The sequence below is a fragment of the Streptomyces sp. CNT360 genome, from assembly GCF_000424785.1.
Map to the genome: position 1 here is coordinate 114468 of NZ_KE384248.1, position 13349 is coordinate 127816.

The 13349-nt window shown below is 73.5% G+C and carries 11 protein-coding genes; 5 read left to right on the forward strand and 6 right to left on the reverse strand.

The features are described 5' to 3' along the window. Positions 1-96 precede the first annotated feature (96 nt). A complete protein-coding gene (locus tag H297_RS0133050) occupies positions 97-1182 on the reverse strand; it encodes a branched-chain amino acid aminotransferase (RefSeq protein WP_027740525.1) in 1086 nt (361 codons plus the stop codon). A gap of 204 nt (positions 1183-1386) precedes the next feature. Beyond that, entirely contained in the window at positions 1387-1929 is a 543-nt protein-coding gene (locus H297_RS39930; RefSeq protein WP_486589778.1) for a MarR family winged helix-turn-helix transcriptional regulator, read from the reverse strand. 141 nt (positions 1930-2070) lie between these two features. On the opposite strand from H297_RS39930, the gene H297_RS0133060 reads away from it, so the two are divergent. The 5 genes from H297_RS0133060 (at position 2071) to H297_RS0133080 (ending at position 7995) form a co-directional block, all read left to right on the forward strand. Next, the gene (locus H297_RS0133060) at positions 2071-3483 is read left to right on the forward strand and encodes an FAD-linked oxidase C-terminal domain-containing protein (protein ID WP_027740526.1); all 1413 of its coding nucleotides are present in this window, start codon (positions 2071-2073) and stop codon (positions 3481-3483) included. 191 nt (positions 3484-3674) lie between these two features. Continuing rightward, complete coding sequence (locus tag H297_RS39935) at positions 3675-4736, forward strand: cation diffusion facilitator family transporter (protein ID WP_037795924.1); 1062 nt, start codon at positions 3675-3677, stop codon at positions 4734-4736. Between the two features lie 171 nt (positions 4737-4907). After that, positions 4908-6659, forward strand: a complete 1752-nt coding sequence (locus tag H297_RS39940; protein ID WP_064744911.1) for an MFS transporter — start codon at positions 4908-4910, stop codon at positions 6657-6659. Positions 6660-7073: 414 nt separating this feature from the next. After that, positions 7074-7634 (forward strand): DUF2165 domain-containing protein, encoded by a 561-nt coding sequence (locus H297_RS0133075; protein ID WP_078515021.1) that lies wholly within the window; start codon positions 7074-7076, stop codon positions 7632-7634. Between the two features lie 178 nt (positions 7635-7812). After that, positions 7813-7995: a hypothetical protein gene (locus H297_RS0133080; protein ID WP_027740528.1), complete on the forward strand. Its 183-nt coding sequence runs from the start codon at positions 7813-7815 to the stop codon at positions 7993-7995. A gap of 229 nt (positions 7996-8224) precedes the next feature. On the opposite strand, the gene H297_RS39945 is transcribed toward H297_RS0133080, so the two are convergent. From H297_RS39945 to H297_RS0133100, 4 genes are all read right to left on the reverse strand, one after another. Continuing rightward, positions 8225-10042 carry a serine hydrolase gene (locus tag H297_RS39945; protein ID WP_078515023.1) on the reverse strand — a complete coding sequence of 606 codons (1818 nt, stop codon included), beginning with the start codon at positions 10040-10042 and terminating at the stop codon, positions 8225-8227. A 139-nt stretch (positions 10043-10181) separates the two neighbouring features. Continuing rightward, positions 10182-11780: an MFS transporter gene (locus tag H297_RS39950; protein ID WP_051352397.1), complete on the reverse strand. Its 1599-nt coding sequence runs from the start codon at positions 11778-11780 to the stop codon at positions 10182-10184. Between the two features lie 174 nt (positions 11781-11954). Next, positions 11955-12572, reverse strand: a complete 618-nt coding sequence (locus H297_RS0133095) for a hypothetical protein (RefSeq protein WP_027740529.1) — start codon at positions 12570-12572, stop codon at positions 11955-11957. Positions 12573-12660: 88 nt separating this feature from the next. Next, on the reverse strand, positions 12661-13269 hold the full coding sequence (locus H297_RS0133100; RefSeq protein WP_037795925.1) for a beta/gamma crystallin family protein: 609 nt from the start codon (positions 13267-13269) through the stop codon (positions 12661-12663). Positions 13270-13349: the final 80 nt, after the last annotated feature.

Genomic DNA, 13349 nt, shown 5'->3' on the forward strand with positions numbered 1-13349 from the left:
TGAGTGTGCGTACTCAGAGCGGGGCAGGCGTTCCGAACGGCCCGGTGCGGCACCGTACCGACCCGGGGCGGCACACGGCGACGGGACGGGCCGGCCTCACAGCACTCGGCGCATCCAGCCGTGGCTGTCCGCGGTGCGGCCGTACTGGATGTCCAGCACGCGGGCGCGCAACTCCGCCGTGCGCGGGCCGGGTTCACCGTCGCCGACGGTGAAGGCGTAGCCCTCTCCCTTGAACCCGGTGATCGGCGTGACGACCGCTGCCGTGCCCGCCGCGAACACCTCCGTGACGGTGCCGTCGGCGGCACCCGTGCGCAGCTCCTCCACGGTGACCGCGCGCTCCTCGCGGACGAGCCCCGCGTCGGCGGCCAGCGCCAGCACGGTGTCCCGGGTCACGCCCTCCAGGATGGTGCCCAACGGCGGAGTGACCAGGCGGCCGTCCGCGGTGACCAGGCACAGGTTCATGGTGCCCGACTCCTCCAGGTGGCCCTCGCCCGCGCTGTCCAGGTAGAGCACCTGGTCGCAGCCGTGCTCCTCGGCCTGCAGCTGCGCCGCCAGCCCGCCCGCGTAGTTGCCGCCGCACTTGGCGGCGCCGGTGCCGCCCTTGGCAGCCCGCGTGTAGGTGCTGGTCACCCACAGGGTCACCCCGGACAGACCGCCGGCGAAGTAGGGACCTGCCGGGCTGGCGATCACGCCGAAGGCGATCTCCTTGGCGGGACGCACCCCGAGGAAGGCTTCCGAGGCGAACATGAACGGCCGCAGGTACAGGCTCTCCTCGCTGCTGGGCGCCGGTACCCAGGCGGCGTCGGCGCGGACGAGTGCCTCGACCGCCGCCAGGAAGTCCTCCTCCGGCAGCGGCGGCAGCGCCAACCGGCGGGCGGAGCGGGCGAAGCGGGCGGCGTTGGCCTCGGGGCGGAAGAGCCAGACGCTGCCGTCGGCGTGCCGGTACGCCTTGAGCCCTTCGAAGATCTCCTGGGCGTAGTGCAGCACGGCCGCGCTCGGGTGGAGGGAGTACGGCTCCAGGGGGCCGACCCGGTGGCCGTGCCAGCCGCGGTCCGCGCTCCACGAGGCGGCGGCCATGTGGTCGGTGAAGTACCGGCCGAAGCCCGGTGCGGCGAGGATCCGTTCGCGCTCCGCGGGGGAGACGGGGTCCGTCGTCCGGGTCAGGGGATAGTCAGTGGCCACGGCCAGCTCCTCATGCCGATCATGCCGGCACGGCGGTCGCCGCCGCCGTGCGGTTGCGGGTGTACGGACGCCGCTCCCCGGCGCCACGCGGCGATGTTAATGACCGTTAAGCTGCGCGTCACCGCTCACCGTCGCACTGTCGCCTTGTCGATGTGTATGCCTGTCGATCCATTGTCCTGTCGACGTCGACATCGTCCAGGTGCCTCAGCAATCGGCGCAGCACGGTGACGCAGCCTCCACGTCGGCCCGCACCGGGCCGCCGCCGACCCGGGAGACAAGTGCGCGCTCGCGGGCGTGCAGCGCGGTGCCGGCCGCGGTGCCGGCCGGTGTCAACCGGGCCGGTGAGCAGCGCCTGTGGGCAGGGTCGGGCACGGTCTCGGCCAGCCCCGGAGCCGCCGCACCGTTGACCATCCGCTGGACGAAGCGCCTGCTGAGAGCCTGGACGCGGCCCATCCGGGGCACCGTCGTGGGACCGTGTTCGCGACGCTGGTCGAGGACGGCGCGGACGCCGACGGAGAGCCTTGCGGTGGGAGCGACCTCCTCCATCGCGCGCCGGGCCCGCCGATGGACAGGGCCGACGAGGGTGAAGACCTCGGTGAGCCGGGAGGCGAGGTCGTCCGGCGGAAGCGGCTCGTGCGCGCCGTCCCCGACGGTCGGAGCGCCGTCGTCGAGGGAGCGGCGCACTACCCCGGCACGGAGCGCCCCGACGCCTGCAACGCCCTTCTGATCCGGATTCTGGAGACGCACACCGGCTGACCGGACCGGTCGCCGGGCCGCGGTGGGGACCGGTGGCCGGAGCCGGTTCGGCAGGCCGACCGGTCGCGGCCGGGGCCCACCCGCCCCCACCCGCCGTGGCCGGTGATCCGCCCACGGCGTTAGCGTTCCCGGGTGAACACCGCACTGGACGCGCTCACCGACGCACTGCCGGACAGCGCACTCGTCACCGACCCCGACATCCTGGCCACGCTGGCCGCCGACGACGCCGAGTGGGCGCCCGCGGGCGAGCCCCTGGCAGCGCTGCGGGCCGCCTCCACCGCCGAGGTGCAGGCGGCCGTGCGCGTCTGTGCCCAGTGGCGGATACCCGTCGTCACCCGGGGCGCGGGCACCGGGCTGTCCGGCGGGGCCAACGCCACCGACGGCTGCCTGGTGGTCGACCTGTCCCGGATGGACCGGATCCTGGAGATCGACGCGGACAACCTGCTGGCCGTCGTGCAGCCCGGCGTCGTCAACAACGACCTCAAGGCCGCCGTCGCGGAACACGGGCTGTGGTATCCGCCGGATCCGGCCAGCGCCCCCTGGTCCACCATCGGTGGCAACGTGGCGACCAACGCCGGTGGCCTGTGCTGCCTCAAGTACGGGGTCACCCGCGACTACGTCCTGGGACTGGAGGCCGTCATGGGCGGCCCGGCAGGCGACTACGGCACCGCCGTCCGCTTCGGCCGCCGCACCTCCAAGGGCGTCAGCGGATACGACCTGACCGGTCTCTTCACCGGCTCCGAAGGCACCTTCGGGGTCATCACCGAGATCACGCTGCGGCTCCGGCGGGCGCCCACCGGCACCCCGCACACGGTCGTCGGCGCCTTCGGGGATCTGGTCTCGGCCGGGCACGCCGTCGCCCTGTGCACCCGGCGCGGACTGCAGCCCGCCGCTCTCGAACTCCTCGACCGCGCCTGCATGACGGCGGTGGAGGAGTGGAAGCACCTCGGCATCGAGGCCGACGCCGCGGCCCTGTTGCTGGCCCGGGTCGACACACCTGGGCAGGCGGGCGACGAGGAGGCTGCGGCGGTGGCCGACGCGTTCACCGAGAGCGGTGCCCTGTGGGCGGAGCGCTCGACCGATCCCGTCGAGGCGGAGGCGCTCTTCGAGGTGCGGCGTCTGGCCTACCCCGCGCTGGAGAGGCTCGGGCCCGTGCTCACCGAGGACGTCTGCGTGCCGCGGTCGGCTGTTCCCGAGATGCTGGGCCGTACCGAGGCCGTCGGCCGTCGGTACGGCGTGCGTATCGCCACCATCGCGCACGCCGGGGACGGCAACCTGCACCCGCTGCTGATCACGCCGCCGGGGGACGAGGCGGCTCGGGAAGCCGCGCAGGCGGCGTTCGAGGAACTGCTCGCCGAGGCCGTCGCGCTGGGTGGGACCGTCACCGGGGAGCACGGAGTCGGGCTGCTCAAGCGGGAGGGGATGGCTCGGGAGCTCGGGGCCGAGGTGTGTGCTGTGCAGGAGGCCGTCAAGGGGGCGTTGGATCCGTTGGGGCTGTTCAATCCCGGCAAGGTGGTTCCCGAGGTGGGGCCTTCGCCCCTGTAACCCCTCACCTCCTCTGGGGCTTCGCCCCGGGAGTCCTCTCCGAGAAAGCTGAAGCCGCCTTCCTGGTGGGCATCGCCATGGTGGTTCACCACCACGGTGCGTCCGGTGACTTTCCTGCGGGTCGGGGAGACGGAGTCGACCGGTTCGGTACGGGTACCCGGGCTCGGATCGCCAGGGGAACCGAGGAGCCGATGACTGAGACATCAAGGTCGACATCGCTGGGGAGCGGCAGCGCCGACGAGGGGCAGGTGCGGGACGGGGAGACGAAGGTGACCGTGTGGGTCGCCCTCGGGGCCAACGTGCTGATCGCTGTGGCGAAACTGGCGGGCGGGCTCCTCGCCGGGTCTCCCGCGCTGTTGTCGGAGGCCGCCCACTCCGTGGCGGACAGCCTGAACGAGGTGTTCCTCCTCGCGTCGCTCAAGCGGAGCCGCAAGCCCGCCGATGCCGCGCACCCGTTCGGCTACGGCAAGGAGCGGTTCTTCTGGTCCCTGATCGCCGCTGTGGGCATCTTCGTCACCGGTGGTTGCTTCTCCTTCTTCCAGGGCTTCGAGGCGTTCACCTCGCCCAGCGAGGAGACGACGACCGGTTATGTCGTCGGCCTGGTCGTGCTGTTCATCGCGCTGCTCGCCGAGGGCACCTCGCTGGTCAGGGCGCTGCTCCAGGTGCGGGGCCAGGCGCGGGAGGCCGGCCGGACGATGCGGGCCGAAGTGCGGCACAGCGAGGACCCGGCTCTGCGGACGGTGCTGGCGGAGGACAGCGCCGCCTGCCTGGGCGTGGTGCTGGCCATGGCCGGGATGGCCCTGCACATGGTGACCGGCCAGGGGTGGTACGAGGGCGTGGCGTCGCTGCTGATCGGTGCCCTGCTGGTCTACATCGCCTTCATCCTGGGCCGTGGCGCCAAGGACCAGCTCATCGGCGAGGCGGCCGACCCGGTGCTGCAACGGGAGATCCTCGACTTCCTGGACGCGCAGCCGGAGATCGACGCGGTCACCGAGGTGCTGACGATGCGGATGAGCCCCGACTCGGTGCTGCTCGCCGCGCGGATCGATCTGGCGCCCGGTGTGGAGAGCGAGCACGTGGAGGACGCCCTCGTCCGCGTCAAGAGGAACCTGGCGGAACACTGCACCGACGTCGACCACGTCTTCCTCGACGTGGTCGACGCCGACCGCGCCGACCGGCGCAGGGCCCGCCACGAACGCGCGGAGATCGAGCGGGCCGCCGAGGCGGAGGTCGCCGACGGCCGCACGGGGTGACGGGACACGTCTCCTCCCCGTACGCCGCCGCGCCTCATCCCCGGGGCAGCGTTCCTGAGCGGGCGCGCAGCGCGTACCGGGAGGCACCGGCCTGCTGCCGCTCCTCCTGACGCGGCGCTCGGCACGGCCGCTATTTTCGTTCGGGGACACCATGGAGCCGATCGGAGATGCGTGAACGGGACTTCCTCCGGCAAGACGGGCAAGCCGGACGACGACAGGGGGGAGGGCGGCGACGCGGACGGGGAGAGCCAGGGCCATCCGCGCCGCTGGGCGATCCTGGTGGCCATCTGTGCCGCCCTGCTGGTGATCGTCGTCGACAACACCGTGCTCAACGTGGCGCTGCCCTCCATCGCCGCGGCGTTCGACGCGTCGACTGCCTGGCAGCAGGCCGTCCTCGACGCCTACACGGTGGTCTTCTCGGGCTTGTTGATCACCGCGGGCGCGCTCTCCGACCGGTGGGGGCGACGGCGCACGATGGTGGCCGGGCTGCTCGTGCTCGGTCTCGCCTCCACGGCGGCGGCGCTGGCCTGGTCGGTGTGGTGGCTGGTGGCGATGCGGGCGCTGATGGGGGTCGGCGCCGCACTCGTCATGCCCGCCACACTGGCGCTGCTGGTGCACGTCTTCCCCGTGCACGAACGCCCGCGGGCCTTCGCCGTCTGGGGCGTCGTCGCCTCGGTGGCCATGGCGGTCGGACCCGTGCTCGGCGGGGCGCTGGTCTCGCTGTGGAACTGGACCGGGGCGTTCCTCGTCAACGCGCCGGTCGTATGCGTGGCCGTGGTGGCGATCCGGCGGTTGGTGCCAGAGTCGCGGGACAGCGGCGCCCGCCCCGTCGACGCGCGCAGCGCCCTGTGGATCACCCTCGGCATGGTCGCCCTCACCAGCGCCGTGATCCTCGCAGGCGAGGGCGACGCGTCCCGGCCCGCCATGCTGGTGGCCGTCCTCGTGACGCCGGTGGCCGGAGTGGCCTTCGTGCGACGGCAACGACGGGCGTCCGCCCCCATGGTGGATCTCGCCCTCTACCGCGACCGTCGGTTCGCCGGTGGGAGCGCAGCGGTCACGGTCATCTCGATGGGCACCGGCAGCACCCTGTTCATCCTGGCCCAGTACCTCCAACTCGTACGGGGCATGAGTCCCCTCCAGGCCGGGCTCGCCTCCGCACCGATGGCGGCGGGCATCGTGCTGGGCTCCTACGCCGGAGGCCGCGCGCCTGCCCGCATCGGCCACCGGCTCTCCATCATCGCGGGGTTCGCCTGCACGGCCGTGGGCTTCCTCTTCCTGGCGGCTCTCACCCCGCACGGCAGCTACGCGCTCGCCGCTGCCGGGCTCTTCCTGGTGGGCGGCGGCAACGGCTTCGCCGGTCCCGCCGTCACCAGCACCGTCCTGGGCGCGGTGCCCAGGGACCGGGCAGGTCTCGGCTCCGCGCTCAACGACACGCACCAGCAGTTCGGCGTGGCGCTCGGGGTCGCCCTCCTCGGCGGTCTGCTGGCCGCCGCCTACCGGTCGGGGCTGCCCGCCGCCGTGCCCGCCGACGCCCGCGGCGCGCTCGCCGCGACCCTCGACCACGCCGCTGCCCTTCCCGGCAACAGCGGCAAGGCCGTGGCCACGGCTGCCCGGGCCGCCTTCACCCGGGCCCAGACCGCGACGATGCTCGGCGCGGCGGTCTGCGTGACGGCCGGCGTCCTCGTCGCCGCCCTCGTGCTGCGGCCCGACCGGGGCGACGACGACAGCACGCGGAGGTCCGACCGGGGCGACGGCCACAGCACGCGGACCGCCCCCACGGGGGCCGGGGATCGTGTGGTGCGTGCCCGGGACCGCACGGCGGGTTCCCGGGCGCGGGGGAGCGGTGCCGGTGCGGCCGGGCGGACCTGGGCGGGCAGCCGACGACGCGGGGCGGGACGGATGAGAGGCGATCCCGGCCAGTAACCCCGCCACTCCCGCATCCGGACGCCACCCCCGTGCCCGAGTGCCCTCCGGCACGCGCCGCATCGGGCTCACCGGAACGCGATGCCCGCCCACCCCGGCGGTGCGCGCATCGTCGTCGGCATGCGTGCTCCCGGGCCGGTCGCGCGGCTGTCTTCTCGGGGCTGGTCGGCGCACGCGCCCCGGCGGGTCCGGACCGCGCCCCTGCGGGGCGCACGCCGACGTGGTCACCGGTTTTGTCGACGGTTCCGCCTTCGGGGAGCAGGTGCGCCGGCGCCCGCTCCCGCGCGCCGCCCCGGAACACCGCCTGCGAGACGGGCCGCACGGTGATCGTCCGCGGCTCCCGCGCTGCTTCGCCCACTTCCCGGCAGGCGGGGGCCCTTCAGCAGCCGCACGGCCGTGGCCCATAGTCGGACCATGAGCGTCTCATCTGATCACCCCGCCGACGGCCGCGACCGTACCGCGGCTCCCCCTGCCCGCACCCGTGGCCCCTTCGGAATCCGCGAGGCGAGCGCCGCGGTACTGACCGCCACGGTCGCCCTGTACATCGCGCTGGTCGCCTTCGGGAACATCACCGACTTCGGCACCAACAGGGAGTTCGTGCGGCACGTCCTGGCGATGGACACCACCTTTCAGGACGAGGACCTGATGTGGCGCGCCGTCACCTCCCGGGCCTGGCAGGACACCGCGTACGTCGCCATCATCGTCTGGGAGACCGCCTCGGCCCTCGTGCTGATCGCCGCCACCGGGCTGTGGCTGCGGCGGAGAGCCCTGCGACGGGCCCGCCTTCTGTCCACCGTGGGGCTGCTGATGCTGCTCGCGCTGTTCGGCGCGGGCTTCATCGCCGTCGGAGGGGAGTGGTTCGCCATGTGGCAGTCCGAGAAGTGGAACGGCCTCGAATCGGCCACCCGCATCATCCTCCTCACCTCGGTCGCCCTCCTGTCGGTGCACGCCACGGCTGACCGGGCGGAGCGCTGAGACCGGCACACCATGCCGGGACCCCGCCTGACCGCCCTCGCCGAGGGGCCGAACCGGAATGCGCGGCGGCCCCGGCTCCGGTCCCGCGTGGTTCCCCGTGCGACCTCGCACAACCAGGGTGAACGGCCCGCGAAACCACCGTGCGTTCCGGACGCGCACGAGGATGGGGGGAACACGCATGGCCGCCGTACTCGCCGCGGTCCTCGGTGCGCTTCTCGTCGGCGCGGTGCTGTTCGCCGCCCGGCGCCGCGGCGCCGGGGGCTCCGACGGCACCCTCACCCCCGAGGAGCGGCTCCGCGGCCTGGCCGCCGGACAGCAGGCCCGCGCCATCCACCACCAGACCCACAACCAGCGCCTCTGACGGGAGTCGGGGCGGTCCACCCGCGCGCGGACCGCCCCGACTCCCGGCTGGAGCAGGGGCGTCCAGTGTCGTGCCAGGCGTGCCCAGCGACTCGGTACCCACCCGTCACCGCCGGCTGTATACATCCGTCAGCTGGAGACTTCGGTCCTGCCGGCACGACGAAGACGCGACCGCGAACGGAGCCCGGTCGCTCTTCGGGATGACGTGTGACGGCACGTCATGGCGGAACTCATTCCAGGGCGGTGGCCGGGCAGCCGGGATCGGTGGGGGAGTGGGTCAGGGGCCAGAAGGTGGGGAGGGGGTGCCAGTGGTGGGGGGTCAGGCGGGTGGGGGCGCAGCCGCTGTCGAACAGGACGCGTGTCGGGTCGGTGATGCGTACGTCCGCCACGTCGGCACCGCGGCCCTCCCAGGGGCCGGCGGCGGTGAGGCGCCAGCGCAGCCGTACGCCGGAGGGGCGCGCTGCGGGTGGGAGGGAGACCCGCACGTGGTGCCAGGTGCGGTTGGTGTGGCCGCTCAGGGCCGTGTCGGGAACGGTTCGCCAGGTGTCGCCCCCGTCGGTGCTGCGTTCCAGGACGAGCGGGCCACCGGCGTCGGTGTCGACGAAGGCGCGGTAGTCGACGCTGAGGGGGCCGTGCCCCCGCACGGCCGGGGCCGTCAGGGTGGTGCCCGGCGTGGGCCGGGGTGCGGCGAACCAGGAGGGTCCGCCGTCCGGTGGGCGAACGGGGACGGCGCGGGCCAGTGCCGTGGCTGCGGCGACGCGTGCGGGGTTGGTGGACGGCGTTTGGTCGTCCGGGTGCACGCGGTTGGTCAGCAGGATCGCGAAGGACCGGGAGGCGGGGTCGATGACGAGTGAGGTGCCGGTGAACCCGGTGTGTCCGAGCGTCCGGGGCGAGGTGAGGCCGCCCATGTACCAGGCCTGGTCGAGTTCGAAGCCGAGCCCGTGGTCGTCCCCGGGGAAGTCCCGGTTGTAGTTGTGTGCGAGCAGCGCGACCGCGTGCCGGCTCAGGATCCGGTGGCCGCGGTAGGTGCCGCCGTTGAGCAGCGTCTGGGCGAGGACGGCCAGGTCGTTCACGGTGGAGAAGACGCCCGCGTGCCCGGCCACGCCGCCCATGGCCCAGGCGTTGGCGTCGTGCACCGCACCGCGCAGCGGGCCGCCGCGGTCGGGCTGGTGCTGGTTGGCGGTGGCGGCGATGCGTGGCCACCAGGAGCGGGGCGGGTCGTAGGCGGTGTGGGCCATGCCCAGCGGCGCGGTGATGCCCTCGCGTACGAGCGTGTCGAGCCGCTTGCCGGTGACCTTCTCCAGCACCAGTTGCATGCTCAGCATGTTGAGGTCGGAGTAGCGGTAGTGGGTGCCGGGCGGGTTCAGCGGCCTGGTGCGCAGGATCGCCCGGGTGCGGGCGGGCACGCCGCCGGGCACCTCCCACAGGGGCGGCCGGGGATCCGAGGGCAGGCCGGAGGTGTGGGTGAGCAGGTGCCGTACGGTGATGCCGCCCTTCCCGGCGGCGGCGAATGCCGGGAGGTAGCGGGCCACGGGTGCGTCCAGTCGCAGACGACCGGCGTCGATCTGACGGACCGCGGCCAGTGACGTGAACAGTTTGGAGAGCGACGCCAGGTCGTAGACGGTGCCGGTGCGGGCCGGTACGCGTTCCGAGGGCGGCAGTTCGCGCCCGTCGGGGCCGTACCGCAGCGCGTCACCGCGGGCGAGGCGGGTCACGACGGTGCCGTCGTGGGCCAGCAGCGCGGTGGCTCCGGGGAAGAGGTAGGAGGCGCCGCGCGCAGGATCGGTCCACTCGCCCAACTGGCGTGCGAACGCGTCGAGGGGGTCGGGGTCGAGTCCGGCCTGTGCGGGCTTCGCTCGGTGCAGCACCGTACCGGCGGGGGCGAACCCCTCGTACGGCCGGTCGAGCCCGCGGCTCACTCCGGGCAACTCGGGTTCGGACGGCTCGTGGCCGCTGTGTCCCACCGCGGGGGGCGGCAACAGCGCGAGGAGTCCGGCCAGCGTCAGGAGCACGCTCGCCGGCACGGTGACGTACGCAGAACTCCGCACGCGGACCCCATCGACCTCGTAGCTGCCAAGGACAGTGCACACCTGCCGCGGACGGCGCCGTGGCCACGGGCGACGGTGCCGTGCTCACGAACGTACGCGCGCGGCCCCGGCCGCGTCCCGCCGCGACACGTCGGATCCGTCACCGCCCGGTGCGCGCGCCGGGCGCCGGCCCCTCGGGCGGGGCCGGTGGTTCGGGCCCTGGCCGCAGTGGCGTGCCCGCCACCGGACACTCGAACGGGCACTGCTCCGCCTCGGTGACGCCGGGCTCCCGAGCGGTGGCCCGCTCGGGGGCGTGCGCGGTCTCCAGGACGTCGCTGCGGACGGTCACCAGGGCGAGCAGCCCGCCGGCCACCGCGAGGCCCGCCGTGATGAGCATCGCCCTGTGGAAGCCCTCGGTGAGGGCGCGGGGGTCCTGGAAGTCCCGGCCGCCGATGCCGGCGGCGACGGGGAGGGCGGCGACCGCCGCCAACTGGGCGAGGCGGGAGACGGCGTTGTTGACACCGGAGGCGATCCCGGAGTGCTCCGCGGGGGCGGCCGCCAGCGCCGTGGCGGTCACCGGTGCCACCGTGGTGGCCAGCCCGAGGCCGAAGACGAGGACTGCGGGCAGTACGGAACCGGCGTAACCGGCGGGGCCGTCGCCGTCGTCCACGCCGATCCGGAGCATCAGCAGCATGCCGGCCGCCAGCAGCATCGGGCCCGCGGTCAGCGGGATCCGCGGCCCCACCCGCTGGGCGAGCGCGCCGGCCCGCGAGGAGAGCGCCAGCATCAGCAGCGTCACCGGGAGCGAGGCGGCTCCGGCGTACAGCGGGCTGTAGCCCAGGGAGGTCTGGAGGAAGACGACGAGCAGGAAGAAGACTCCGCCCAGCGCCGCGTACACCACGAAGGTGACCGCGTTGGCGCTGAGGAACTGCCCCGCACCGAAGACGCCGGGCGGCAGCATCGGACTGTCCGCACGCCGCTCCGTGCGGACGAAACCGGCGAGTGCGGCGAGGCCGGCGAACAGCGCGGTGGCCGTCACCCAACCGGGTGACTGGCCGCGGGGGCCCTCGATCAGGGCGTAGGTCACCCCGGCCAGCCCGGCGGTCACCAGGGCGGCGCCCGTCACGTCCAGGCGTCCCCCGGTGACGGGGGCGCGGCTCTCGGGCACGTGCCGGGCCGTGACGGCGAGGACGAGCAGCCCGATGGGCACGTTGATGAGGAAGATCCACCGCCAGGAGAAGGCGTCGATGAGCCAGCCGCCGACGATCGGGCCGAGCGCGGAGGCCACCCCGGTCAGCGCGGACCAGGTGCCGATGGCCCGGGCACGGTCAGCCGGGCGGTAACTCGCCTGGATGAGGGCCAGGCTTCCCGGGGTGAGCAGTGCGGCGCCGACGCCCTGCAACGCCCGGGCGAGGACGAGGATCGCGGCGCCGGGGGCCACGGCGCACAGCACGGAGGGCACCACGAAGCACACGACGCCCAGCAGGAAGATCCGTCTGCGCCCGTAGCGGTCGGCGAGGGAGCCGCCGAGCAGGATCAGCGCGGCCAGGGTGAGCAGGTAGCTGTCCAGCACCCACTGGAGTGTCGGGACGTCGGCGTGTACGTCCCGGCCGATGGCCGGGAGCGCGACGTTGACGACGGTCGCGTCCAGGAAGCCCATGGCAGAGCCGAGCACGGTGGCGGTCAGCAGCCGCCGTCCGGCGGGGGAGCGGTAGGCGAGGGTTCCGGCGCTCGGTGTGCTGTGCTCGCGCGCGCTCATGGTCGCCCTCCGCCTTCCGCACCCCCGCCGCCGTCGGTCCCGACGATCGTACGGCGCGGGACCGGCCCCAGCTTGTCGGCGACGGTTCGACCGGCCGCCGGGGCCCTCGGCCGAGGGCCCCGGCGGCGTGGCCCCGTCAGCCGCAGCCGTCAGCCGAAGCTGCCCGCGGGGCCGTCAGCCGCAGTGCTGGGACTTCTCCTCCTCCGTCATGGGGCGGGTGTGCTGGGTCTTGGTGCTGGGGGCGTCCGGCTTGGGGCCGGTGGCCTCGAACGGCACGTACCAGATGTAGTGGCCGTGGAACTTGTCGGGGAAGTGCAGCTCGTACTGGCCCTTGACGGTCTGCATCTGGGCCTCACGCGTCACCCAGCCGACCTCGCCGGGCTTGACGTCGATGTTGGTCTGGGCCGACTCGGTGTGCGAGCTCTCCCAGGTGTGCTGGTAGTTGGTCTCGATGGTGACCTTGAACACCTCGGAGAAGCCGTACTCGGCGCTCAGCGACACCCCCAGGCTGTTGGACTCGCCGGTGGTGTCGGACCAGCCGACGGTGGAGCGCTGCAGGTCCTCGGTACAGTTGAAGGCGCTGTCACCGACCTGGTGCGCCTCGCCCATCGAGTCGCTGGGCGGGCCGTCCGGGTGGAACTCGCAGACGTCGGTGCCGTCGTCGCACTTGTCGAGCAGTTCCCGTGAGGTGGGCGGGTCGTCATCGGCCTGGGCCATGGTGGGGGCGAGCGCGGCGCTGCCCGCGGTCATGAGGGCGGCGAACAGGACGGCGAGCCTGAGGCGTTGCTTCATGGGGGGTCTCCTCGCAGCGTGTGGAGGGTGGGGGGAAGGGAGGGGTCGGTCGGCGGCGCCGGTCCGCGCCGGCCGTCAGGGGGAGGGGTCAGCTGAAGCCGATGGACTGGGTGCGGTCGTTCATGAGACCGCCGATGTCGCTGGTGTTCTCCTTGAACGGGCCGTCGCGGTCGCCGCCCAGGCCGGGCTCGGGGTAGAGCCAGATCCAGCAGTCACCCCAGGGCTGCACGGAGGAGATCCGGTTCTTCCAGCCCTCCTCGACGTCGTACTGGTAGTCGACCCAGCCGTCCTTCTCGCACAGGCCCTCGCCCGAGACGGTCAGGGAATCGCCCCCGAAGTTCGGATCGTCGAAGAAGGTTCCCTGGATGACGCCGTCGGCCCGTGCGCCGTTCTCCGTGGCGAGCTGCTTCGTCTCCGCCCGGAACCCGCTGTCGCGGACAGCCGTGCGGGCCGAGGCAGGTGCGTCGTCGATGCGTCCGCTGCTGGCGTGGTCGATCGCCTCGGTGAAGGTGGCGTAGCAGTGTTCGGCGCCGGTACCCATGTCGAGGGTGCAGTGTCGCGCCTGTCCGCCGTCGCCGGACGCCGCGGATCCGCCCGGCGCCGCCTGCGCGGTGGGGGCGGTGACCGCACCCGCCAGCAGGACGGAGGCCGCCAGAGCGAGCGCGTGGTGCGTGCCGAGTCTGGGCACGGAGATCATGAAATCCTCCAAATGGTCGCGTGGTACGCCCAGTTGGCGTGGAACAGCAGTACGCGTGCTCGATCGGTACCGGCCGAAAC